The organism is Streptomyces xanthophaeus (assembly GCF_030440515.1).
Classification (GTDB): Bacteria; Actinomycetota; Actinomycetes; order Streptomycetales; family Streptomycetaceae; genus Streptomyces; species Streptomyces kutzneri.
The window spans coordinates 3,131,263-3,154,564 of the sequence record NZ_CP076543.1; the positions used below are offsets into that span (position 1 = coordinate 3,131,263).

Here is a 23,302-nt window from a genome sequence, read left to right on the forward strand (position 1 = left end):
GGCAGGATGCGATACCGGGGCGTCCCACGCCTGCGGATAACGTCTGGGGCATGACGCAGATGTATCTCCGCACCGACCGTGCCGTCCGCGTGGTCGCTCACCGCGGGGCCTCCCACGAGCACCCCGAGCACACGCTCGCCGCGTACCGGCAGGCCATCGCCGACGGGGCCGACGCGCTGGAGTGCGATGTGCGGCTCACCGCGGACCGGCAGCTGGTGTGCGTGCACGACCGGCGCGTCGAGCGGACCTCCGACGGCCGGGGCGTCGTCTCCGAGATGACGTACGAGGAGCTGCGCGCGCTCGACTTCGGCGGGTGGAAGGGCGAGGAGCACCGCGGGGCCCGGGTGCTGCTCTTCGAGGACCTGCTCCGGGAGGCGCTGGCCGCGCCCCGGCCGGTCGGGCTCGCCGTCGAGACCAAGCACCCGACCCGGGCCGGAGGCCGGCTGGAGACCGAGCTGGTGCGGATGCTCCGGGAGTACGGGCTGGCCGACGGCGCAGCCGGGCTGGTCGAGGTGATGAGCTTCTCGCGGAACGCCCTGACCCGCCTGCACCGGCTCGTGCCCGGCCTGCCGGCCGTCTACCTGATGGAGCGGCGGCTGCGCCCGGTGCGCCCGCCCTACGCGACCCACGCGGGCCCGGGCATCGACCTCGTACGCCGGGACCCGGGGCTGGTGGCCCGGCTGAAGGCGAAGGGGCTGTCGGTGCGGGTGTGGACGGTGGACGAGCCGCAGGACGTGGAGCTGTGCCTGCGGCTCGGCGTGGACACGATCATCACCAACCGGCCCCGGGAGGTACGGGAGCAGCTGGAGGGCCGCTGACGCGCGGCCCGGCGGCGGGTCCGGTCAGGCCCGCTGCCCCGCGGTGCGCGAGGACCTCGGCGAGGAGCCTGCACGCACGGCGCCCACGCCGCACACGGCGACTCCGGCCAGTGCGAGCACGAGCAGGGGGTTGGTCCAGCCCGGGACGAGCTCGACGCTGGTGCCGTCGGGGAACGCGCACACCTTCGACTGGGGGAAGTACCGCGAGGTGATCTTTATGTCGTTGTCGGGGGTCCGGTAGGACTGGGGGCCGAACTGTTCGGCGCGTTCCGCGAGGCAGGGCCGCGTGGGGCGGGAGTCGATGCCGCCCAGGCCGCCCAGGGCGAACGCGAGGACGGCGACGCACAGGCAGGCGGCGGCCCGTTCCACCCAGCGGCCGACGGCTCCGCGGCTCATGTCCGGCCTCCGGGTCGCCAGCAGGTGCACCACTTTGGCGAGGAGGAAGGCCCCGGCCGGGAGGGCCAGGAGGAGGGCTGCGGCTGCTACGAGGATCGGACTCACCCTTACGTGGAAACGAGGCATCAGGCCGGCGCCCGCCGGAGGGCGGGGGGCACGGTCACCCTGCCACAACACCCCCTCCGAGCAGCGGACATGCGTTCGCCGAACACGAGAACGCCCCGCAGGGAATCGGGTCCGGCATCGGGTCCGGCATCGGTCCGGAATCCGGCCCGGCATGGAAACACCCGGCCGGGGTGCGCCGGCCGGGCGTGGGGGGTCTGCGGGTGCGGGGCGGTTACACGAAGCGCTGGCTGGCGGACCCGTTGCAGGTCTGCAGGCGCAGCGGCTCGTGGGCGGCGGCCACCGTCAGGCACATGCCCGGGGCGGCGGCGGGGCGGAAGGTGGCGCCGTCGCGGACGAACTGCTGGTTCGCGCCGCCGTGGCAGTTCCAGATGATCAGGCCGGTGCCGGAGCCGTAGTTGGCACCGGGCGCGTCGAGGCAGCGGTCCTGGGTCAGTTCGATGTGGACGGACCTGCGGACGCCGTCGTACCACCAGCCCTGGTTGCGGCCGCCGTGGCAGTCCCATCCGACGATCTTGGTCTCGTTCGCGCTGGAGCCGCCGAAGGAGTCGAGGCAGTTGCCGGTCGCCTCGTTCTTCAGGGCCTTGAACTTGTCGTCCCAGGCGCCGGCCTGCAGGACGGGGGTCCCGGTGCTCGCGGGGTCGGCGCAGGAGGCCTCGCGCAGGCCCGAGTTGTAGAGCTGGGTCAGGCACGACGCGAAGGCGCCGTGGCCGCGGTAGTTGGGGTGGAAGGACTGGCGGGCGGTGTTCTCGTCCCACGGGAAGTGGTCCCCGAGGTCCAGGTAGAGGCCGCGCGCCCAGGTGTCCTCCATGCAGACCTCGTGGCCGTGGAAGAGCCGCGAGTTGTCGAGGTAGACCGCGCCGGAGGCGAGGGCCGCCGCGCGCATGCCCTTCTCGAAGGCGGGCACCGCGTAGTTGCGGCCCCAGGCGGCGTCGGAGTCGTAGCCGGCGCAGCCGCCGGGAAGCTTTCCGGGGAAGTTCGGGTTGTCGTAGAAGTCGGGCCCGATGGGGCTGGGGTAGCCCATCACGACGAGCTTGTAGTCGGAGTCGGCGTAGCCGGCGTCGCGCATGACGGTCCTGAGGTCCGCGACCGTGGCTTCCACCTTGGGCTTCAGGCCGTCGACGCGTGCCTGCCAGCCGGGCCCGTACTTGGGCTCGCAGGTGCCCTGGCTGAGCACCCAGCGGGTCACGCAGTCCGTCATGACCGGGCCGAACTGGAGGTCGTCGTTGGCCCCTGCGACCAGCAGGACCATCTTGATCTTCGTGTTGCGCGCCTTGATGGCCAGGTTGTCGCTCTGCACCAGCTCGTCGGCGTACTGCTTGGCGCCGCCGATCCTGATGTTGCCGGTGTAGCCGCCGGAGCAGGCGACGTTGAAGGTCAGGTCGGCCGGAATGCCGGTGCGGTGGATCGCCGAGTCCGGCGAGCGGTGGCACTGGTTGTTCGGCGTGTTGGTCGCGGGGTCGTAGTTGCCGACGCCTTCGCCCGAAATCTCGCTGTCGCCCAGCGATATCAGGCCGGTTTTGCGCTCGTTCGGCGGACGTACGGCAGGATCACCGTAGATCTTGGTGGCCTCCGCGGCCCGGATGGCCTCCAGCTCGGGAGACAGCGGCACGGCGACGGCCCCGGAGGCGGGCGCCGCCTGGGCCATGGGGGTGATGGCGGTGACACCCCCCAGGGCGGCCGCGATCGCCGCGACGGCGGCGAAGGTAGATCTGAGCATGGGTCTCGTACGGGCACGTGCCATGGAACGCCTCCCCGGAAGTGGGTGTTACCCCCGGTATTTACTGGCCGGTAGGTGAGTTGGGAACACTTCGAACAAGACAATTGCTCAACTTTTTGAGGAGGCCACAGAAATGACGGATGACCAGCAGGCCGATGCGTTCCGGATCGAGCACGACTCCATGGGCGACGTACGGGTGCCCCGGCACGCCAAATGGCGTGCCCAGACCCAGCGCGCGGTCGAGAACTTCCCCATCTCCGGGCAGCGGTTGGAGCGCGCCCACATCGAGGCGCTCGCCCGGATCAAGGCCGCCGCCGCCGTGGTGAACGCGAAGCTCGGCGTGGTGGACCAGGACGTCGCCGACGCGATCCGCGCCGCCGCCGCCGAGGTCGCGGACGGCCGCTGGGACGACCACTTCCCCGTGGACGTCTTCCAGACCGGCTCCGGCACCTCGTCCAACATGAACACCAACGAGGTGATCGCCACCCTCGCCACCGAGCGCCTGGGCCGCGAGGTCCACCCCAACGACCACGTCAACGCCTCGCAGAGCTCCAACGACGTGTTCCCGTCGTCCATGCACATCGCCGCCACCGCCGCCGTCACCGGCGAGCTGATCCCGGCGCTGGAACACCTGGCGGCCGCGCTGGAGCGCAAGGCCGCCGAGTTCGCGCAGGTCGTCAAGGCCGGGCGGACCCACCTGATGGACGCCACCCCGGTCACTCTCGGCCAGGAGTTCGGCGGGTACGCCGTCCAGATCCGCTACGGCGTCGAGCGGCTGCGGGCGGCCCTGCCGCGGCTGGCCGAGCTGCCGCTGGGCGGCACCGCCGTGGGCACCGGGATCAACACCCCGCCCGGGTTCTCCGCCGCGGTGATCGCCGAGGTCGCCGCCACGACCGGGCTGCCGCTGACCGAGGCCCGCGACCACTTCGAGGCGCAGGGGGCCCGGGACGCCCTCGTGGAGACCTCCGGAATGCTCCGTACGATCGCCGTCTCCCTCACCAAAATCTCCAACGACCTTCGCTGGATGGCTTCCGGACCGCGCACCGGTTTGGCCGAAATCAATCTCCCGGATCTCCAGCCGGGCTCCTCGATCATGCCCGGGAAGGTCAATCCGGTGGTCCCGGAGGCCGTCCTGATGGTCGCCGCACAGGTCATGGGGAACGACGCGGCCGTCGCCGTGGCGGGCGCGGCCGGCAATTTCGAGCTCAACGTGATGCTCCCGGTGATGGCCAGGAACCTCCTCGAATCGATCCGGCTGCTCGGCAACGTGAGCCGCCTGCTGGCCGACCGCACGATCGACGGAATCACCGCCAACGAGGCCCGGGCCAGGGAGTACGCCGAGTCCTCGCCCTCCGTCGTCACCCCGCTCAACCGCTACATCGGCTACGAGGAGGCCGCCAAGGTCGCCAAGAGGTCCCTCGCCGAGCGCAAGACGATCAGGGAGGTGGTCCTGGAGTCCGGTTACGTGGAGCGCGGCGCCCTCACCCTGGAGCAGCTCGACGAGGCCCTCGACGTGCTGCGCATGACCCGCCCCTGACCCGTCCGGCCGGCCCCGCGGGCGGGGGCCGGATCCGGTCGATTCTCATCGCCGAACCCCCCGGTGACCTGCGCCGCAGCGGGCCCGGGGACCCCCGCCCTAAGATCTGCGCATGACAGGTACTTTCAAGCCCGGGAACTCCGCGGCGCGGAGCGCGCCGCGGAGCCCCGCGCAGGGCCCGCGCTGGGCACCCGGGGAGCAGATCCTCTGGCGCTACCGCGATCACGCCCCGGGCCTGAAGGGCCCGGTCCACATCTGCCGCCCGGTGACCGTGGTCCAGGACACGGACGAGCTGCTGGCGGTGTGGATGGCCCCCGGCACCGAGTGCGTCAAGCCGGTCCTCGCCGACGGCACCTCCGTCCACGAGGAACCGCTCGCCACCCGCTACACCGCGCCGCGGACGACCGTACGGTCGCGCTGGTTCGGCGGCGGCGTCCTGAAACTGGCCCGGCCCGGGGACTCCTGGTCGGTGTGGCTGTTCTGGGGCCCCGGCTGGCAGTTCAAGAACTGGTACGTGAACCTGGAGGAGCCGCGCTCGCGCTGGGCCGGCGGGGTGGATTCCGTGGACCACTTCCTGGACATCGCCGTCTACCCGGACCGCAGTTGGAAGTGGCTGGACGAGGACGAGTTCGCGCAGGCGCAGCGGTGCGGTCTGATGGACCGTGAGCAGGCCGACCGGGTACGGGAGGCGGGCCGTGCGGCGGTCGAGGTGATCACGCGATGGGGAGCCCCGTTCTCCGGCGGCTGGGAGGACTGGCGGCCGGATCCGGCCTGGAGAATTCCGGCCCTTCCGGAGGACTGGGACCGCACCCCGACGCATATGACCTCATGAGACCCTTGATGCGCCCCCAGGGTTCAAACGTAGGATCGTCCTCCACGAGATCACGCGCGCGGGACGGTGCGGTGGATGCACCGTTGTGCAAGTGTCGCTCCGCACGCGGGATTTGACCGGAGGTCGGACGCACGACGAGAGGCGACGAGGGGGCGAGGGTCCGTCAGGGGCACCTCCCGGCCGGAGGTGGCGAGAGAAGTTTGGGGCAGGAACCTCGGGGTGATGGTGCCCGGGCCGCTGAGCGGGTATACCGCGACTGACCGAGTTGAGTGCAGCGCACATCGAGCGCAAACGGACGGAAATCCACGCGTGACGGAGTACCCCACCTCCCAGGAGGGCCCGCAGCCCGTCGCCTCCGGCGGAGGTACGGACGAGTCCGGCCACGGCAAGGCGCCCATCGCCGCCACCGAGGCCGTACGCACGCATGCCGCGAGCGCCGGTACCGGCCCGGCGACCGAGCCGGACGGTGCGGCCGCCGCCGCGGCCTCCGACGTGCGCGCGGCCCGCTCCGCGGCGGGCGCGGGCGGTTCCGCCGGGCTCCCCCGGCCCCGCCGCAACGCGGCCGCCCCCGGCGACGTACCGGCCGCGGCCGAGCCCGGCGAGGGCGCGGCCCGTCCCCGGCCCGGTGCGAGCGCCCTCGACACGCCGACCGGGGCGGCCGGGGCGACCGGGCACGGCGGTCCCGCCGAGGCACCGCGCCCGCGCGGCGGGAGTGACGGCATCGACGACGACGGCGACGACGGCCCCCTGGCCGGCACGACGACGAGCGGTGAGGGCGGGGCCGGCCGCCACGGAGGCGGCAGCGTACCGGCCGGGGAGGCGACCGCCGCGCGCCGCGAGGGGGACCGGCTGCGCTTCGTCGGCGCCGCCACCCGGCGGATCGCCCGCGGCATCGACCTCGACGAGATCGTGCTGGGTCTGTGCCGGGCCACCGTGCCGACCTTCTCCGACGCCATCCTCGTCTACCTGCGCGACCCGCTCCCGGTCGGCGACGAGCGGCCCGTCGGCCCGGTCGTTTTAAGGCTCCGGCGCACCGACCGGCTCCGGCCGATCGACGACCTGACCGACATCAGCAGCACCATCGGCGCGGGGATGGACCTCGCCGGGGCCGCGGGGGCCACCGGCGAGCTCGACTTCAGCCAGTTGCCGCTGGTCGGCCCGCAGGGTGACCTGCCCGCGGCCGAGCTGTGCGAGATCCGGCCCGGCGGCGCGCTCGCCGAGGTGCTGCGCGGCGTACGGCCCGTCTTCGGGTCCTCCGCCGCCGCCCGGGCCGCGCTGCCCGAGCTGCTCGGCGTCGACCACCCGCTGCCGCGAGGCAACCGGGCCGTCCTCGCGCCCCTGCGCGGCCGCCGCCGGGTGATCGGCGCCGCGGTCTTCCTGCGCAGCCCCGAGCGGCCCGCCTTCGAGCAGAACGATCTCCTGGTCGCCGCCCAGCTGGCCACCCACACCGCGCTCGGCATCGACAAGGCGGTGCTGTACGGCCGCGAGGCCTACATCGCCGACGAGTTGCAGCGCACCATGCTGCCCGACAGCCTTCCGCAGCCCACCGGGGTGCGGCTCGCCTCCCGCTACCTGCCCGCCGCCGAGACGGCCCGGGTCGGCGGCGACTGGTACGACGCCATACCGCTGCCCGGCAGCCGCGTCGCGCTCGTCGTCGGCGACGTCATGGGCCACTCCATGACCTCCGCCGCGATCATGGGCCAGCTGCGCACCACCGCGCAGACCCTCGCGCAGCTGGACCTGCCGCCCGCCGAGGTCCTGCACCACCTGGACGAGCAGGCGCAGCGCCTCGGCTCCGACCGCATGGCCACCTGCCTGTACGCCGTCTACGATCCCGTCGCGCACCGGATCACCATCGCCAACGCGGGCCATCCGCCGCCCGTGCTGCTGCACCTGGGCGGCCGCGCCGAGGTGCTCCGCGTACCGCCGGGCGCGCCCATCGGCGTCGGCGGCGTGGACTTCGAGGCCGTGGAGCTGGACGCGCCCGCCGGGGGCACCCTGCTGCTCTACACCGACGGCCTGGTGGAATCGCGCCTGCGGGACGTGTGGACCGGCATCGAGCAGCTCCGCGAGCGCCTCGCCACCACCGCCCAGCTGACCGGCCTGGACCACCCGCCGCCGCTGGAGGCGCTCTGCGACGACGTCCTGGACATGCTCGGCCCGGGCGACCGGGACGACGACATCGCGCTGCTCGCGGCCCGGTTCGACGGGATCGCGCCCAGCGACGTCGCGTACTGGTTCCTGGACCCGGAGGAGACCGCCCCGGGCCGGGCCCGCCGGTTCGCCCGCCGCGCCCTGACCCGGTGGGGCCTGGAGGAGCTGAGCGACTCGCTCGAACTGCTGGTCAGCGAGGTGGTCACCAATGCCGTCCGGTACGCGGAGCGGCCCGTGACCCTGCGCCTGCTGCGTACGGACGTACTGCGCTGCGAGGTCGGCGACGACTCGCCGCAGCTGCCGCGCCAGCGCCGGGCCCGGGACACGGACGAGGGCGGCCGCGGCCTGTTCCTGGTCAACCGGATGGCACGCCGCTGGGGTGCGACGCGGCTCAGCAGCGGAAAGGTCGTCTGGTTCGAGCTGTCGCTGCCGGGGGCGCCCGAGCGGCGCTGATCGCCCGACCGTGCGAAGCCCGCCGCCCCGCAGCCTTGGAAGGCTGCGGGGCGGCGGGCTTTCGTGGGCCTGCGGGGCCTAGTGCTCGGGCACCAGCGGCGGGTCCGGCGGCTTGGGACCGTTGGTCTTGGTCGCCGTGGGCGTCGGGGTCGGCGTCGTCGGGGTCGGCGACGTCGGGGTCGTCTTGGTCGCCGTGGGCGTCGGGGTCGGCGTCGGGGACTGCGGCGGGCTGCTGCTGGCCGCCGGGGCGCTGGAGGACGGCGACGTCGACGGCGTCGGCGAGGCGCTGCGGGACGGCGTCTGCACGGCGCCCATCTCCGCCTCGCTCAGCTGGAACTTGCCCGCGTTGCCCTTGAGGACGGCGAGCGTGTACGCCTTCCAGATCGAGGCCGGGAAGCTGGAGCCGCCGAGTCGGCCGAGGCCGGCCGTACCGGTCAGGGTGACCTGCTTGGCGGTGACGGGCTCCTCTCCGAAGATCGCGACGACGGTGACCAGCTCCGGGGTGAACCCGGAGAACCAGCCGGAGACGTTGTTCTCGGTGGTACCGGTCTTGCCGGCGGCCTCGTAGGCGCTGCTGCGGACCTTGTTGCCGGAGCCGCCTTCGTCGTTGACGACGCCCGTGAGCACCTTGGTGACGGTGTCGGCGGTCTGGCGGCTGATGGCCTGGGAACCGATGGGCTGGGCCGGCGCGACCTCGCGGTCCTTGTGCTCGGCCTTCTTGATGATGGTCGGCGTGACCTTCTTGCCGTGGTTGTCGAACGTGGCGTAGACGCCCGCCATCTCCACGGTGTTGGCGCTCATGGTGCCGAGCGACATGGCCGGCTTGTCCTCGGGCCAGCCCTCACGGTCCTTCATGCCGAGGGCCAGGGCCGTCTTCTTCACGTTGCGCGGCTCGACGTCCACGATCATCTGCGCGTAGACGGAGTTGACCGAGAAGTTGGTCGCTTCCTGGACCGTCATCATCGGGGTGCCGAAGTTGCGGTCTTCCTGGTTCTGCGGGGCGAACGGGATGTCGCTGCCGACGACCGCGCGCTTGCTGGTGCCGTCGTAGAGCGCGTTCGGCGTGATCGGCTTGTTGTCCTGCGTCTTCGCCCCGTTCTCCAGCGCGGAGGCGAGCACGATCGGCTTGAAGGTCGAGCCCGGCTGGTAGTCCTTGCGCAGGGCGTTGCTCGACCAGTGGTCCTTCAGGCTCGTACCGCCGTACATCGCGACGATCGCGCCGGTCTTCGGGTCCACGGAGGTGGCACCGGCCTGCACGCTCTGGTCCTGGGGCTTGCCCTTGGTGTCCTTGCGGTCGAGCTTGGACTCCAGCTCGTCCTGGACGGCCTTCTCCAGCGCTTCCTGCTTCTTCGCGTCGATGTTCAGCGTGAACGTCCAGCCACCGGCGTCGATCAGCTTCTTCTCGACGCCCTGGGCGTTGAGCTCGGCCTCGGCCGCCTGGACCAGGTAGCCCTTCTGGCCGTCCATGCCCATCGGCGGCTGCGGCGGAATCGGCTCGGCGAACTTCGACGCCTTGCGCTTGGCCTCGTCCAGCTTGCCGTTCTCGACCATGTTCACGAGGGTGGCCTCGTAGCGGATCGTGATCCGCTTCTTGGTGTCGGCGCTGGCGGTCGACCAGTCGTACTGGCTGGGGGCCTGGACGAGGGTGGCGAGGTACGCACCCTGCTCCAGCGTCAACTGACCGACGTCGACGCCGTAGTAGGCCTGGGCGGCCGCCTGGATGCCGTACGCGCCGCGCCCGAAGTAGCTGGTGTTCAGGTAGCCCGCGAGGATCTCGGGCTTCTTCATGCGCTGGTCGACCTTGAGGGAGATCACCAGCTCCTTGAGCTTGCGGCTCGCCGTCTGATCCTGGGTCAAGTAGTAGTTCTTGACGTACTGCTGGGTGATCGTGGAGCCACCGGCCTTGCCCCGCCCGGTGGCCGTGTTCCACAGACCGCGGGCCAGACCCTTGAAGTCCACGCCCTGGTCGTTGCGGAAGGACTTGTTCTCGATCGCGATGAACGCCTCCTGCACGTCCATCGGGATCTTGTCGATCGCCAGGATCTCGCGGTTGACCTTGCCCTTGCTGGCCATGATCGTGCCGTCTGAGTACTTGTAGACGTTGCTCTGCTGGAGCGCCTGCTTGTTGGGGTCCGGCTCTTCCACGTAGAAGTACAGGGCGACCAGGGCGCCCATGCCGAGCAGGGCCAGTCCGAAGAACGTGCCCAGGATCTTCTTCCAGGTGAAGAAGCGGCGTATGCCGGTGCGTTTGCCGGTACTTCCGCTTCCCTCGGTGCCCTGCGCGCGTCCGCTCGGCGCACGCCGCGCACCGCGCTGCTGCTGCGCCTTACGCACTTCTGCTCGGCCCATCGCTCCCGCTCCGCTCGATTTCCCCCCCGACGTCAGCTCAGAAAGCTAACACCGCAGGCTGTGACAAAAGTTGGCCAACCATGACTAATTACGGTCATTTCGGACGTGAGAATCAGCACCCGCGTCATGGGAACCGACGCCCACCTAAGCCGAAGGGTTGCTGTAGCGCAAAAAAGTGATATCACTTTGCTAGACGGCCCGACCGGCCGTGAGCTGAGAAACGGGGCAAATCATGACGAACGAAAATGCCACCCCAGACGGAGTAAGGGAGTTCACCGCGCGCAGCGTCGGCGGCGGACTGGCACTGCTGCTCGGTCTCGTGGGTCTGCTGGCGAGTGCGGGCCTGATCGTGGCCGGCTCGGCGGCCACGGCCGTCGCGGCCAAGGTGGCCCTCATATCGCTCGGCGTGCTCCTGAGCCTGGTCTCCACGTTCGCGATGTGCGGGCTGAACACGGTGGCGCCGGGCGAGGCCCGGGTCGTCCAGCTGTTCGGCCGCTACAAGGGCACCATCCGCACCGACGGGCTGCGCTGGGTCAACCCGCTGACCTCCCGCGAGAAGATCTCCACCCGGGTGCGCAACCACGAGACGGCCGTCCTGAAGGTCAACGACGCCTACGGCAACCCGATCGAGCTGGCGGCGGTCGTGGTGTGGCGGGTCGAGGACACGGCCCGGGCCACGTTCGAGGTCGAGGACTTCACGGAGTTCGTCGAGACCCAGACCGAGGCTGCGGTCCGGCACATCGCCATCGAGTACCCCTACGACGCGCACGACGAGGGCGGCCTGTCGCTGCGCGGGAACGCCGAGGAGATCACCGAGAAGCTGGCGGTCGAACTGCACGACCGCGTCGACGCGGCCGGGGTCCACATCATCGAGTCCCGCTTCACGCACCTCGCGTACGCTCCGGAGATCGCCTCCGCGATGCTCCAGCGCCAGCAGGCGGGCGCGGTCGTGGCGGCGCGCAAGCAGATCGTGGAAGGCGCGGTGGGCATGGTCGAACTGGCACTGACCCGGCTGGCGGAGCAGGACATCGTGGACCTGGACCCCGAGCGCAAGGCGGCCATGGTCTCGAACCTGATGGTCGTCCTGTGCGGCGACCGCGCCGCCCAGCCGGTGGTCAACACGGGAACCCTCTACCAGTGACCCCCGGCGGCGAGGAGAAACCGGCGGGCCGGCAGGCGCGCAAGCAGGTGCTGCTGCGGCTCGACCCGCAGGTGTACGACGCGCTGGCCCGCTGGGCGGGCGAGGAACTGCGCAGCGCCAACGCGCAGATCGAGTTCCTGCTCCGCCGGGCCCTCGCCGAGGCCGGGCGCCTCCCCTCGGCCCCCGGCCCCATCCCGCGCCGGGGACGCCCCCCGAAGCCCTCGGAATGATGCGCACGCCCGGTGGGGCCGGATGTCCGGCCCCACCGGGCGTGCGGCGTCCCGGAACCCGGCGCCGGCCGGCTCCCGTCCGACCCCCGCCCGCCTTCTATACACTCCGCGTATACACACGGTGTAGAGTCGCGGTCATGTCCATCGGTCACACCCTCCTGGGCCTCCTAGAGGCCGGCCCGCGCCACGGCTACGACCTCAAGCGCACCTTCGACGAGAAGTTCGGCCACGACCGCCCCCTCGCGTACGGGCAGGTCTACTCGACCATGTCCCGCCTCCTGAAGAACGGCCTCGTCGAGGTCGACGGGATAGAGAGCGGCGGCGGCCCCGACCGCAAGCGGTACGCCATCACCGACGCCGGCATCACCGACGTCGGGGCCTGGCTCTCGCAGCCCGAGAAGCCCGAGCCGTACCTCCACTCGACCCTCTACACGAAGGTCGTCCTCGCCCTGCTCACCGGCCGCCGCGCCGACGAGCTGCTGGACACCCAGCGCGCCGAGCACCTGCGCCTCATGCGCATCCTCACCCAGCGCAAGCGCAAGGGGGACATCGCCGACCAGCTGGTGTGCGACCACGCCCTCTTCCACCTGGAGGCCGACCTGCGGTGGCTGGAGCTCACCGCGGCCCGCCTCGACCAGCTCGCCCGGGAGGTACGCCGATGACCCCGGCCGGCTCGCTGCTCGCGGCCACGGACCTGCGCAAGGCGTACGGGACCACCAACGCCCTCGACGGCGCCGAGTTCTCCATCCACGCCGGCGAGGTCGTCGCCGTCATGGGCCCCTCCGGCTCGGGCAAGTCGACCCTGCTGCACTGCCTCGCGGGCATCGTCCCGCCCGACTCCGGCTCCATCACCTACGCCGGCCGCGAGCTCACCTCCATGAGCGACGCCGAGCGCAGCGAGCTGCGCCGCACCGAGTTCGGCTTCGTCTTCCAGTTCGGCCAGCTCGTACCGGAGCTGACCTGCGTGGAGAACGTCGCCCTCCCGCTGCGCCTGACCGGCGTCAAGCGCAAGGAGGCCGAACGCACCGCCCTGCGCCGGATGGAACAGCTCCAGGTGGAGGACCTCGGCGCCAAGCGGCCCGGCGAGATATCCGGCGGCCAGGGGCAGCGCGTCGCCGTCGCCCGCGCCCTCGTGACGGGCCCCCGGGTGATCTTCGCCGACGAGCCCACCGGCGCCCTCGACTCCCTCAACGGCGAACTCGTCATGCAGCTGCTCACCGAGGCCGCCCGGTCCGCGAACGCCGCGGTCGTACTCGTGACGCACGAGACGCGCGTGGCCGCCTACTCCGACCGCGAGATCGTCGTACGCGACGGCAAATCCCGCGACATGGAGCGGATCGTATGAGCCGGCTCCAGGTCTGGACCCGCGACCTCGGCATGGGCGCCCGCTTCGCCTTCGGCGGCGGCCGCGAGGGGTGGATCCGCACCCTGCTCACCGGCGTCGGCGTCGGTCTCGGCGTCGCACTGCTGCTGATCAGCACCGCCATCCCCGGCGCCCTCGCGGCGCGGTACGAGCGCGGCGACGCGCGGTCGACGATGAGCTCCGAGCGGGCCGACGCCCCCGGCCCCGACACCCTGCTGATCGCCGGTCTCCGCCAGACGTACCACCAGAAGGACATCGAGGGGCACATGGTGCGGGCCGAGGGCCCGGACGCCCCGCTGCCGCCCGGTCTGACGCGGATCCCCGGCCCGGGCGAGATGGCTCTCTCCCCGGCGCTCGACGCGCTGCTGAAGTCCTCCGACGGCGCCCTGCTGCGCGAGCGGCTCGACGCACGGGTGAGTGGGATCGTCGGCGACCCGGGACTCGTCGGCCCCGGCGAACTGCTCTTCTACCTGGGCAGCGACACCCTCCGGAAGAACGGCCCCGAGGACTACCGCGTCGAGCGCGTCACCAGCTTCGGCTACGACGCGGACCGCGAGGGCCTGGACCCCGTGCTCATGCTGATGGTCGTCCTGACGTTCGTCGCCCTGCTGACGCCGGTCGCCGTGTTCATCGCCACCGCCGTCCGCTTCGGCGGGGACCGGCGCGACCGGCGGCTCGCCGCGCTGCGGCTGGTCGGCGCCGACAGCAGGATGGTGCGCCGGATCGCGGCCGGCGAGGCGCTGGCCGGCTCCCTGGTCGGACTGGTGCTGGGTACCGGCTTCTTCGCCGTCGGCCGCTCCCTGGTCGGCAGCGTCAGCCTCCGGCAGCGCAGTGTCTTCCCCGCCGACCTCGACCCGGCGCCCTGGCTCGCCGTCCTGGTGGCCCTCGCGGTGCCCGCGGCGGCGGTGGCGGTGACCCTGTTCGCACTGCGCGGTGTGGTCATCGAGCCGCTGGGTGTCGTCCGTACGGCCAAGCCGTCGCGGCGCCGCGTCTGGTGGCGGCTGCTGCTCCCGCTGGTCGGGCTCGGCCTGCTCGTGCCCATGGGCGGCCGCGGCAACGACCACGGCAGGTTCAACCAGTGGCAGGTCAGCGCGGGTGTGGTGCTGCTGCTGGTCGGAGTCACCGTGCTGCTGCCCTGGCTGCTGGAACGGTTCGTCGCGAAGGCGTCCGGCGGCCCGGTCTCCTGGCAGCTGGCCGTGCGCCGGCTCCAGGTCAACAGCGGCGCCGCCGCCCGCCTCGTCAACGGCATCGCCGTGGCCGTCGCGGGCGCCATCGCCCTCCAGATGCTCTTCGCGGGCATCGAGGGCGACTACACGAAGACGACCGGCCAGGATCCCGCCAGGGCCGCCGTCGCGGTCATGGTGAACCGCGATACGCAGACGGACATGGACGGCCTCGCACAGCGGATCTCCGCCGTCCAGGGCGTCACCCGGGCCGTGCCGCTGACCTCCGCGCAGGCCGCCCACCAGGTCCCCGCGACGGAGGGGACGGTCCAGGTGACCATCGGCACCTGCGACGCGCTCGGCGAGGTCGCGGTGCTCGACTCCTGCAAGGAGGGCGACGCCTTCGTCCTGACCGGCTCCCCCGCACCGGTCACGCAGGGGCAGGGTCTCTACGGAGCCACGGCGAAGCCCGGTGACGAACTGTTCACCGGCAACGTCAACGGGTACGGGGCCGGCGCGGCCGACGGGCCCGCTCCGGAGAAGTGGAAGGTCCCGGCGGCCGCCCGCACGGTCCCCAGCCGGGAGGATCCCACCGGCCAGCTGCGCACCGGCCTGCTGGTGACCCCGTCGGCCGCGCCGAAGGAGATCGGCGACTTCCCGGACGCGCGGATCTTCGTCCAGGTCGACGAGTCCCGTCCGGACGCCCTGGACCGGGCGCGCAACGCCGTGTTCAAGGCGGATCCGTTCGTCACGGCGATGACGCTGCGGGACACCGAGGAGTCCGCCGGCTACTCCTCGATCCGCACGGGGCTGTTCTTCGGCGCCACCGCCGTACTGGTCCTGATCGGCGGGAGCCTGCTCGTCTCCCAGCTGGAGCAGTTGCGCGAGCGCCGGCGGCTGCTGTCCTCCCTGGTCGCCTTCGGCACCAAGCGCTCCACGCTGAGCCTGTCGGTGCTGTGGCAGACGGCCGTGCCGATCGCCCTCGGCCTGGTGCTGGCGGCCGGGGTCGGCGTGGGGCTGGGCGCCGTCCTGATGGGCATGGCCGCCCAGCCGATCCGGATCGACTGGGCGTCGGTGCTCGGGATGACGGCGGCCGGGGCGGGTGTGGTGGTCGTGGTGACCCTGCTCAGCCTGCCGCCGCTGCTGCGGCTGATGCGCCCGGACGGCCTGCGCACGGAGTGACCTTCGCGGCGCCCCCGGACCCCGCACCCCGCACCCCGTACGCCCGTTCCCTCAGGCGCCTCCTAGTCGGTGGGCCAGACCGGGAGCGGGCGTACGGCTTCGCGCAGGGCTGCGGCGATCGCCCTGAACTCCTCCTGGCGGGCGGTTCCGGTGCGCATGGCGAGGGCGATCCGCCGGGAGGGGGCGGGCTCGGCGAAGTACCCGGTGGACAGGTACTCGTTGCGGGCGGTCTCCAGCCGCAGCGCGGTGCGCGGCAACAGCGTCACCCCCAGTCCCCCGGCGACCAGTTGTACGAGGGTGGACAGCCCGGCGGCGGTCGTCGTGACGTCCGCACCGGTCGTCCGGCCCGCTTCCCGGCAGATGTCCAGGGCCTGGTCCCGCAGGCAGTGCCCCTCGTCGAGCAGCAGCAGCTGCAGTCCGCGCAGTTCCTCCAGCGGGATGTCCCGGCGCCCGGCCAGCGCGTGCTCCCGGGGTGCGAGCAGGACGAACTCCTCGTCGAAGACGGGCAGTTCGGTCACTCCGGGAACCCCGAGCGGCACCGCGAGCAGGAGCAGGTCCAGGCGCCCGCCGCCGAGGCCCTCCAGCAGCGAGGCGGTCTGCTCCTCGTGCACCTGGAGGTCCATGCGCGGGTAGCGCCGGTGGAACAGCCCGAGCACGGCCGGCAGCAGGTACGGCGCCACCGTGGGGATCACCCCGAGCCGCAGCACCCCGGTGAAGGGCGCACGTACCGCCTCGGCCTCCTCCAGCAGCCCGCCCATGGCGTCGAGGACCACCTGCGCCCGCGCCGCGATCCGCTCGCCCGCCGGGGAGAGCAGCACCTTGCGGGTGGTGCGCTCCAGCAGCTGCACGCCGAGGGCCTCCTCCAGCGCGGAGACGGCTCCGGAGAGCGCGGGCTGGCTCATGCCGATGGCTGCGGCCGCGTCCCGGAAGTGCAGGTGCTCGGCGACCGCCGCGAAGGCGCGCAGCTGCGCGAGCGTCGGTTGCTTCGCTCCCCTACTACTGACAGCCACTGATAGGTACCTCCGATCACCCGACACAAGAGTAGCTATTTCTGTAATCAATGCAGGTGTGTCAGCATGTGAGATACGTCCAACCCCATCGGAAAACCCCCAAAAGGGTTATTTTCCACTGCATAAGGAGAGCGCGTGCTCACTGTTGGTGACAAGTTCCCCGCCTTCGACCTGACCGCCTGTGTCTCGCTCGAGGCCGGAGCTGAGTTCGCGCAGATCGACCACAAGACCTACGAGGGCAAGTGGAAGGTCATCTTCGCGTGGCCGCTGGACTTCACCTTCGTGTGCCCGACCGAGATCGCCGCCTTCGGCAAGCTGAACGAGGAGTTCGCCGACCGCGACGCGCAGGTCCTCGGCTTCTCGCTCGACTCCGAGTACGTGCACCACGCCTGGCGCAAGGACCACGCAGACCTGCGTGACCTGCCCTTCCCGATGATGTCCGACATCAAGCGCGAGCTGTCGGCCGAGCTGGGCATCCTGGGCGAGGACGGCCTCCCGATGCGCGCCGTCTTCATCGTGGACCCGAACAACGAGATCCAGTTCTCGATGGTGACCGCCGGTTCCGTGGGCCGTAACCCCAAGGAGGTCCTGCGGGTCCTCGACGCCCTGCAGACCGACGAGCTGTGCCCGTGCAACTGGAACAAGGGTGACAGCACCATCGACGCCGGCGCGCTGCTGGCCGGTGAGTGACGGATGTCCCTCGACTCCCTGAAGTCGGCCATACCGGACTTCGCCAAGGACCTGAAGCTGAACCTCGGTTCGGTCATCGGCAACAGCGACCTCCCGCAGCAGCAGCTGTGGGGCACGGTCCTGTCCTGCGCGATCGCCGCCCGCTCGGCCATCGTCCTGCGTGAGCTGGAGCCCGAGGCGAAGGCGAACCTCTCGCCGGAGGCGTACACCGCCGCCAAGTCCGCCGCCGCGGTCATGGGGATGAACAACGTCTTCTACCGCACCCGGCACCTGCTCTCCGACCCGGAGTACGGCACGCTGCGCGCGGGCCTGCGGATGAACGTCATCGGCAACCCGGGTGTGGAGAAGGTCGACTTCGAGCTGTGGTCGCTCGCGGTCTCCGCGATCAACGGCTGCGGCCAGTGCCTGGACTCGCACGAGCAGGTCCTGCGCAAGGCGGGCGTCGACCGCGAGACGATCCAGGAGGCCTTCAAGATCGCCTCCGTGATCCAGGCCGTCGCCGTCACCCTCGACGCCGAGGCCGCCCTCGCCGCCGAGTAACGGCGCCCCGTACGACGACACGAGGGCCCCACGACCGGGAACGGTCGCGGGGCCCTCGTGTCGTCAGCTCGTGCGCAGTGCTGCCATCAGCGCCCGCGCGTCCTCGACCGCTGCGGCCACCAGAGACTCCCGGTCGGGTTCCGGCAGGGGCTCGGCCCTGGGGTCGGCCCCGTCCTGGCTCGTCACGGGGAAGATCACCACCGTGACGGAGAACACCGCGCCGCCGTCACGCACGCGCAGGGCGAGTCCGCCACCGCCCCCGGCGCGGGAGACGAGGGCCTCCTCCCCGAGACCGGACACGGACTCCCACCCGTCGCCGTCGGCCGCGTGGAACAGGCCGCCGGGAGGGTCGGCCGTGAACTCCGGCGCCGGATCGGTCTTCTTGTGCAACACGGCCGTGGCCATGACGTGCACGCCCCCGGTCACGACAGGCCTGTCGCCGTTGCGGGAGCACGACGCCCAGTCCAGCGCCGGATGCCGGACACCGGCTTCCGGTGAAGCGTCCGCGAGCCCGCCGAGCAGCCCTTCCAGGGCCGTGGCCTTGAACTGGCCGCACAGGTCGTCGGTGACCCGGTAGCGGATCTCCGGCTCGGCCGCCCGCTCCCCGAAGGCGTACAGCCCGCCCGCCCAGAGCGCGGAGGTGGCCACCACCGTGGCCGCGACCCACCGCCACGGCCACGCCCGTACCTGTACGGGCGCGCGCTCCACGACGCCCTCCGCGACCTCGGCCGGGACCGCCGGCCCCCACTCCCCGTCGAGCTCGGGCTCCCCGATCACGTACGCCCCCTACTTCTTGAGTGCCGCCATCAGCTCACGCGTGTCCTCGATCATCGCCGCCTGGACCGCGTCGACGTCGGTGGCGGGTCGGCCGTTCGTCTCCGCGAAGGTGCGGGCGCCCGCTTCGACGGTGAACACCACACCACCGTCGAGCACCTTGAGGATCAGCCAGCTCTCTCCGGTCCCCACGGTCATCACGGCACGCTCCCCGAGGTCCGGCACGGCCACCGTGCGCACACCGCCCGTGTAGCTGAGGACGCGGAGGTCCGGCGCGTCGAACTCGGCCGAGGGATCGGTCTTCTTGTACAGGCCGACCTGGGCGACCACGTCGAAGTCCGAGGCCACCCCGTCCTTGCCGGCGTTCGCCAGGCCACAGCGGGCCGCGTACACGGCCGGATGGTCGCTCTCGAGATTCACCGGCTTCTTCGTGTGCATGTCCCCGGTGATCCCGCTCAGCGCCCGGGCCTTGAAGTCCTGGCACAGGTTCTTCGACGCCCGGTACGAGATCTCCGGCTCGGCCGCCCGGTCCCCGAGCGCGTACAGCCCGCCCGCCCACACCGCCGAGGCGACCACGGCACCGCCCAGCGCCCACAGCCACGGCCGCGGGCCCGGACCGCCCGTCGCCCGCTCGCGCGGAGCGAGCCGGTCCGCCGACCCGGCCGGCTCCAAAGTCTCGGTCTTCCACTCCTCGCCGAGCTCCGGATCGGTGATCATGCCTGTCCCCCAGTGTCCCTTTTTCCGCAGCGATGCCGTCGGCATGCGCATCGATTCGATCATCGCAGCCCAGATCGCCGGAATATCTGGTTCCGGGGGACGGTCAGGGTGTGACGTGCCCCTCGCCGTCGGGGGCCACGCTCAGGGCCGTCGAGCCGTGCGGGCCCGGGCCGATCATTCCGGATCCGAGGTGGTGCTGCTCGCGCGAGTACGCCTTCAGGTAGCCCACCACCGTGTTGGTGACGGCCACCAGCGGCACCGCGACGACCGCTCCGCCGATGCCCGCGATCATGCCGCCGGCGGCCACGGAGAGCACCACCGCGAGCGGGTGCACCCGTACGGCCCGGCCGAGGATGAAGGGCTGGAGCACGTGGCCCTCGATCTGCTGCACCGCCAGCACCACCAGCAGCACCATCAGGGCGGTGAACACGCCCTGGGTCACGAGCGCCACGACCACCGCGAGGGCTCCCGACACCACGGCGCCGACCAGCGGGATGAAGGCGAACAGGAAGATGAAGACGGCCAGCGGCACCGCCATCGGCACGTCCAGGAAGTAGATGCCGAGGCCGATGAAGATGGCGTCGATGAGGGCGACGATGACCGTGCCGCGCACGTACGCGGTCAGCGTGCGCCAGGCGCGCGGACCGGCGCCGGCGACACCGGCCCGGGCGGCGGACGGGACCAGGCCCAGGGCCCAGTTCCAGATGCGCTTGCCGTCGTAGAGCAGGAAGAGCGTGGAGAACATCGCGAGCAGGATGCCCGTCAGGACCTCGACGAGCACCGTGACGCCCTGCAGTCCGGCGGAGGTGATCTGCTCGGTGTTGGTGCCGATGGTCTCGCTGAGGTTCTTCGCGATGTCGTTGATCTGCTTCTCGGTGACGTGGAACGGACTGTCCAGCGCCCAGAGCTTGAGCTCGTTGATGCCGTCGCGGACCCGGTCGGAGAGGTCGTCGAGATTCTCCATGACCTGCCAGACCACGAACCAGCCGACGAGCCCGATGACCACGAAGCCGAGGATCGCCGTGACGGCCGTGGCCAGGCCGCGCGGCAGGCCCAGTCTGCGCAGCCGGACCACGAACGGCTGGAGCATCGCGGTGACGAGCATGGCGGCGGCGAAGGCGAGGACGACCAGGCGGACTTCGCTGATCACCTTCATCAGCACCCAGAGCATCCCGGCGAGCAGCAGCAGCCGCCAGCTGGCCTCGGCGGCGACGCGCATCCCCCAGGGGACCACGCTCGCCGGGTCGGGGCGCACGGGCGCGGCCGGGGCGGCGAGGTGGGGCGCGGGGACCACGGGCGGGTAGGAGGGCGGCGCGGGAACGGTCGCGACGGCGGCGGACACTTCGGCGGCCCCGGTCTGCGGTGCCCGCCCGGGCCCGGTGGGGCGCGGCAGATCGCCGCTGGTCTCGGCTTCGACCTCGGCGCGCCGCTCGTTGAGCCGCGCCTCCATCCGGTTCAGCTTGTTCCCGAGCCGGCCGAGCCAGCCTTCCCTCTTCGCCATGTCGCTTTCCTTCCCCCGCCCCCGGTCTACGGGCTCACCTCGAAGACCGTACACGCGAGGAGCCCCGCACCGTAGGACGGTGCGGGGCTACCCAGGGTTGTGCGGTGCTGCGGCGCTCGCGGCGTCGCGGGCCCGGCTAGTACCAGCCGTTGGCCTGGTGGAAGCTCCAGGCGCCGCAGGGGCTGCCGTAGCGGTCTTCCATGTAGTTCAGACCCCACTTGATCTGCGTGGCGGGGTTGGTGCGCCAGTCCGCGCCGGCCGAGGCCATCTTCGAACCGGGCAGCGCCTGGACCAGACCGTAGGCTCCCGAGGAGGAGTTGACGGCCTTGTAGTTCCAGGTGGATTCCTGGTTGATGATGTTCGAGAAGCACTGGAACTGCCCGGCCGGGACCATCTGCTGGGCGATGGCCTTGACCTGAGCGACCGTGTAGGAGCTCTGGGGGGCGAAGTCCCCGGCGTCGCGGGCGGCGGAGCGGCTGGCGACCTGCTCCTTCTCCTCGCGTTCCTTCTTCTGCTTCGCCTCGGCCTCGGCCTTCTCCTTCTCGGCCTCCGCCTTCTTGGACTTGGCGTCCTCGGCGGCCTGGACGCGCGCGGCCTCCTCGGCGGAACGCTTGGCGTCGGCATCGGCGGCGTGGGCGATGGCGTCGGCCTGCTGCGTCAGGGACGCGCTCTGGACCTGCGCCTGGTCGCCGACCGGGATGTCGGCAAGGAGCGTCGCGCCGGACGCGGTCGTCTCGAGATCGTTCGTGGGGTCGCCGGTGGCAACGCCTACGACTGCGCCGACGGTGGTGACCGCGGTGGCCGAAGCCACGGCGAACCCCCGGACCGAGATCCGGCTCACACGGTGTCCTTCCAGCAGCGTCCGCAGTGACCGCGCGGGCGCAAAAGTGCCCTCGACTCTGGCCTCCGTGGTTCTACGGTCACTGGAGGCGCGGGCCCGTGGGCAACCCCCTTGCGGGGACTGCCGCGTGAAACTCCGGGCGGCATACGGCGATCGGCTGTGGAGTTGTGGTGCTGCGCGTACCTCACGGGAGATACAGGTGTGCCGTATGCGGGGCCTGACGGAAACCAGACTCTGCCGGAACGCGGCGCCGCAAGGCAATTCTCCGTTGCGTGTGAAAGGTCACACCTGGCATGTCGCCGTCGATTTGAGAAAAGACCTGTGCAGCACGACGCCGCCCGGCTAGGCTCTCGGGCCTTTGCCGGGCGGCGCCAACTCACCTTCCCGCTATGGGGCTTTTGACCGGTCTGACCGTCAGAGATTCTCCAGCATCTCGGTGACCAGCGCGGCGATCGGGGAGCGCTCCGAGCGCGTCAGCGTGATGTGGGCGAAGAGCGGGTGGCCCTTCAACTTCTCGACCACGGCGACCACTCCGTCGTACCGGCCGACCCGCAGGTTGTCCCGCTGGGCGACATCGTGGGTCAGAACGACCCGCGAATTGGCTCCAATTCGGGACAGAACGGTCAGCAGGACATTGCGCTCCAGCGACTGCGCCTCGTCCACGATCACGAAGGCGTCGTGCAGCGAGCGGCCGCGGATGTGCGTGAGCGGCAGGACCTCCAGCATCCCGCGGTTCAGCACCTCCTCGATGACCTCGCGCCCGGCGACCGCCGAGAGGGTATCGAACACCGCCTGCGCCCAGGGGCTCATCTTCTCGGAGGCGTCCCCGGGCAGATAGCCGAGATCCTGGCCGCCCACCGCGTACAGCGGCCGGAAGACCATCACCTTCTGGTGCTGCCTGCGCTCCAGGACCGCTTCCAGCCCCGCGCAGAGCGCCAGCGCCGACTTTCCGGTGCCGGCCCGGCCGCCCATCGAGATGATCCCGATCTCGGGGTCGAGGAGGAGGTCCAGCGCGATGCGCTGCTCGGCGCTGCGGCCGTGCAGCCCGAAGGCCTCACGGTCCCCGCGTACGAGCTTCACGTTGCCGTCGGCCGTGACCCGGCCGAGGGCCTTGCCGCGCTCGGACTGCAGGACCAGTCCGGTGTGCACGGGCAGTTCCGCGGCTTCCGGCACGTAGAGGCGGTCCTCCGAGTAGAGGAGGTCCACCTGTTCCCCGGAGAGGGCGAGGTCGCTCATGCCCGTCCAGCCGGCGTCGGTGATCGCGAGTTCCGCGCGGTACTCCTCGGCGATCAGCCCCACGGAGGAGGCCTTGATGCGCAGTGGGAGATCCTTCGAGACCACCGTGACGTCGTAGCCCTCGGCCTGGAGGTTGCGGGCGACCGCGAGGATCCGCGAGTCGTTGTCCCCCAGCCTGAAGCCTGCGGGCAGGACGCTCGTGTCGGAGTGGTTGAGCTCGACGCGCAGGGTGCCGCCCAGATCGCCCAGCGGGATGGGGGCGTCCAGGCGACCGTTGCGAACCCGGAAGTCGTCGAGCAGGCGCAGGGCCTGGCGCGCGAAGTAGCCGAGTTCGGGATGGTGCCTCTTTGCCTCCAGCTCGGTGATCACCACGATCGGGAGCACGACCTCGTGCTCGTCGAAGCGGGAGATCGCATTGGGGTCTGCCAGCAGGACGCTGGTGTCGAGGACGTAGGTCCGCCTGTCGGGCAGGCGGCTCTTTGTGCTGGTCACCACGGAAGGACGTACCCCCTCGGAAGAGGTCGGGCCATGA

The 23,302-nt window shown here is 71.4% G+C and carries 20 protein-coding genes; 11 read left to right on the forward strand and 9 right to left on the reverse strand.

What is annotated here, in order from left to right:
- The first annotated feature begins 50 nt into the window (after positions 1-50).
- Positions 51-818, forward strand: a complete 768-nt coding sequence (locus tag KO717_RS13375; protein ID WP_301366922.1) for a glycerophosphodiester phosphodiesterase — start codon at positions 51-53, stop codon at positions 816-818.
- 24 nt (positions 819-842) lie between these two features.
- Here KO717_RS13375 and KO717_RS13380 read toward each other — a convergent pair whose 3' ends face one another.
- Both KO717_RS13380 and KO717_RS13385 read right to left on the reverse strand, forming a co-directional pair.
- Complete coding sequence (locus KO717_RS13380; RefSeq protein ID WP_301366923.1) at positions 843-1,319, reverse strand: hypothetical protein; 477 nt, start codon at positions 1,317-1,319, stop codon at positions 843-845.
- Positions 1,320-1,551: 232 nt separating this feature from the next.
- A complete protein-coding gene (locus KO717_RS13385) occupies positions 1,552-3,057 on the reverse strand; it encodes a ricin-type beta-trefoil lectin domain protein (RefSeq protein ID WP_437184506.1) in 1,506 nt (501 codons plus the stop codon).
- 133 nt (positions 3,058-3,190) lie between these two features.
- On the opposite strand from KO717_RS13385, the gene KO717_RS13390 reads away from it, so the two are divergent.
- The 3 genes from KO717_RS13390 to KO717_RS13400 all read left to right on the forward strand — a co-directional run bounded on the left by KO717_RS13390 (position 3,191) and on the right by KO717_RS13400 (position 8,033).
- Positions 3,191-4,594, forward strand: coding sequence for a class II fumarate hydratase (locus KO717_RS13390; RefSeq protein WP_301366925.1), 1,404 nt, complete (start codon positions 3,191-3,193; stop codon positions 4,592-4,594).
- 112 nt (positions 4,595-4,706) lie between these two features.
- Positions 4,707-5,426 carry a cytidylyl-2-hydroxypropylphosphonate hydrolase gene (gene fomD, locus KO717_RS13395; protein ID WP_301366926.1) on the forward strand — a complete coding sequence of 240 codons (720 nt, stop codon included), beginning with the start codon at positions 4,707-4,709 and terminating at the stop codon, positions 5,424-5,426.
- A gap of 309 nt (positions 5,427-5,735) precedes the next feature.
- A complete protein-coding gene (locus KO717_RS13400) occupies positions 5,736-8,033 on the forward strand; it encodes a SpoIIE family protein phosphatase (protein WP_301366927.1) in 2,298 nt (765 codons plus the stop codon).
- 78 nt (positions 8,034-8,111) lie between these two features.
- Here KO717_RS13400 and KO717_RS13405 read toward each other — a convergent pair whose 3' ends face one another.
- The gene (locus KO717_RS13405; protein WP_301366928.1) at positions 8,112-10,382 is read right to left on the reverse strand and encodes a transglycosylase domain-containing protein; all 2,271 of its coding nucleotides are present in this window, start codon (positions 10,380-10,382) and stop codon (positions 8,112-8,114) included.
- A 232-nt stretch (positions 10,383-10,614) separates the two neighbouring features.
- Between KO717_RS13405 and KO717_RS13410 the strand changes: the two genes are divergently transcribed.
- The 5 genes from KO717_RS13410 to KO717_RS13430 all read left to right on the forward strand — a co-directional run bounded on the left by KO717_RS13410 (position 10,615) and on the right by KO717_RS13430 (position 15,461).
- Positions 10,615-11,523 (forward strand): SPFH domain-containing protein, encoded by a 909-nt coding sequence (locus KO717_RS13410; protein ID WP_301366929.1) that lies wholly within the window; start codon positions 10,615-10,617, stop codon positions 11,521-11,523.
- On the forward strand, positions 11,520-11,753 hold the full coding sequence (locus tag KO717_RS13415) for a hypothetical protein (protein WP_301366930.1): 234 nt from the start codon (positions 11,520-11,522) through the stop codon (positions 11,751-11,753). Before KO717_RS13410 ends, KO717_RS13415 begins: the two co-directional genes overlap by 4 nt.
- A gap of 137 nt (positions 11,754-11,890) precedes the next feature.
- Positions 11,891-12,415: a PadR family transcriptional regulator gene (locus KO717_RS13420; protein ID WP_301366931.1), complete on the forward strand. Its 525-nt coding sequence runs from the start codon at positions 11,891-11,893 to the stop codon at positions 12,413-12,415.
- Positions 12,412-13,098 (forward strand): ABC transporter ATP-binding protein, encoded by a 687-nt coding sequence (locus KO717_RS13425; protein WP_301366932.1) that lies wholly within the window; start codon positions 12,412-12,414, stop codon positions 13,096-13,098. The genes KO717_RS13420 and KO717_RS13425 overlap by 4 nt, the downstream gene beginning before the upstream one ends.
- The gene (locus KO717_RS13430) at positions 13,095-15,461 is read left to right on the forward strand and encodes an ABC transporter permease (RefSeq protein ID WP_301366933.1); all 2,367 of its coding nucleotides are present in this window, start codon (positions 13,095-13,097) and stop codon (positions 15,459-15,461) included. Before KO717_RS13425 ends, KO717_RS13430 begins: the two co-directional genes overlap by 4 nt.
- A 62-nt stretch (positions 15,462-15,523) precedes the next feature.
- Here the strand turns inward: KO717_RS13430 and KO717_RS13435 are convergent, their stop codons facing one another.
- On the reverse strand, positions 15,524-16,471 hold the full coding sequence (locus KO717_RS13435) for a hydrogen peroxide-inducible genes activator (protein ID WP_301366934.1): 948 nt from the start codon (positions 16,469-16,471) through the stop codon (positions 15,524-15,526).
- A gap of 135 nt (positions 16,472-16,606) precedes the next feature.
- Here KO717_RS13435 and KO717_RS13440 point away from each other — a divergent pair, with 135 nt between their 5' ends.
- Positions 16,607-17,161 (forward strand): peroxiredoxin, encoded by a 555-nt coding sequence (locus KO717_RS13440; protein WP_301366935.1) that lies wholly within the window; start codon positions 16,607-16,609, stop codon positions 17,159-17,161.
- 3 nt (positions 17,162-17,164) lie between these two features.
- Positions 17,165-17,701 carry an alkyl hydroperoxide reductase gene (locus tag KO717_RS13445; protein ID WP_030010674.1) on the forward strand — a complete coding sequence of 179 codons (537 nt, stop codon included), beginning with the start codon at positions 17,165-17,167 and terminating at the stop codon, positions 17,699-17,701.
- A 63-nt stretch (positions 17,702-17,764) separates the two neighbouring features.
- Here KO717_RS13445 and KO717_RS13450 read toward each other — a convergent pair whose 3' ends face one another.
- From KO717_RS13450 to KO717_RS13470, 5 genes are all read right to left on the reverse strand, one after another.
- On the reverse strand, positions 17,765-18,478 hold the full coding sequence (locus tag KO717_RS13450) for a hypothetical protein (RefSeq protein ID WP_301366936.1): 714 nt from the start codon (positions 18,476-18,478) through the stop codon (positions 17,765-17,767).
- Between the two features lie 9 nt (positions 18,479-18,487).
- A complete protein-coding gene (locus KO717_RS13455) occupies positions 18,488-19,192 on the reverse strand; it encodes a hypothetical protein (protein ID WP_301366937.1) in 705 nt (234 codons plus the stop codon).
- Positions 19,193-19,295: 103 nt separating this feature from the next.
- Positions 19,296-20,693, reverse strand: a complete 1,398-nt coding sequence (locus tag KO717_RS13460) for an AI-2E family transporter (protein WP_301366938.1) — start codon at positions 20,691-20,693, stop codon at positions 19,296-19,298.
- 136 nt (positions 20,694-20,829) lie between these two features.
- Positions 20,830-21,534, reverse strand: a complete 705-nt coding sequence (locus tag KO717_RS13465) for a transglycosylase SLT domain-containing protein (RefSeq protein WP_301366939.1) — start codon at positions 21,532-21,534, stop codon at positions 20,830-20,832.
- Between the two features lie 414 nt (positions 21,535-21,948).
- The gene (locus KO717_RS13470; protein WP_301366940.1) at positions 21,949-23,265 is read right to left on the reverse strand and encodes a PhoH family protein; all 1,317 of its coding nucleotides are present in this window, start codon (positions 23,263-23,265) and stop codon (positions 21,949-21,951) included.
- Positions 23,266-23,302 lie beyond the last annotated feature (37 nt).

Excerpts from the sequence above, each read along its gene's own strand:
- KO717_RS13375 (WP_301366922.1), top strand. The coding sequence starts at position 51 with ATGACGCAGATGTATCTCCGCACCGACCGTGCCGTCCGCGTGGTCGCT.
- KO717_RS13385 (WP_437184506.1), bottom strand. The coding sequence starts at position 3,057 with ATGCTCAGATCTACCTTCGCCGCCGTCGCGGCGATCGCGGCCGCCCTG.
- KO717_RS13390 (WP_301366925.1), top strand. The coding sequence starts at position 3,191 with ATGACGGATGACCAGCAGGCCGATGCGTTCCGGATCGAGCACGACTCC.
- fomD (WP_301366926.1), top strand. The coding sequence starts at position 4,707 with ATGACAGGTACTTTCAAGCCCGGGAACTCCGCGGCGCGGAGCGCGCCG.
- KO717_RS13405 (WP_301366928.1), bottom strand. The coding sequence starts at position 10,382 with ATGGGCCGAGCAGAAGTGCGTAAGGCGCAGCAGCAGCGCGGTGCGCGG.
- KO717_RS13410 (WP_301366929.1), top strand. The coding sequence starts at position 10,615 with ATGACGAACGAAAATGCCACCCCAGACGGAGTAAGGGAGTTCACCGCG.
- KO717_RS13420 (WP_301366931.1), top strand. The coding sequence starts at position 11,891 with ATGTCCATCGGTCACACCCTCCTGGGCCTCCTAGAGGCCGGCCCGCGC.
- KO717_RS13425 (WP_301366932.1), top strand. The coding sequence starts at position 12,412 with ATGACCCCGGCCGGCTCGCTGCTCGCGGCCACGGACCTGCGCAAGGCG.
- KO717_RS13430 (WP_301366933.1), top strand. The coding sequence starts at position 13,095 with ATGAGCCGGCTCCAGGTCTGGACCCGCGACCTCGGCATGGGCGCCCGC.
- KO717_RS13445 (WP_030010674.1), top strand. The coding sequence starts at position 17,165 with ATGTCCCTCGACTCCCTGAAGTCGGCCATACCGGACTTCGCCAAGGAC.
- KO717_RS13455 (WP_301366937.1), bottom strand. The coding sequence starts at position 19,192 with ATGATCACCGATCCGGAGCTCGGCGAGGAGTGGAAGACCGAGACTTTG.
- KO717_RS13460 (WP_301366938.1), bottom strand. The coding sequence starts at position 20,693 with ATGGCGAAGAGGGAAGGCTGGCTCGGCCGGCTCGGGAACAAGCTGAAC.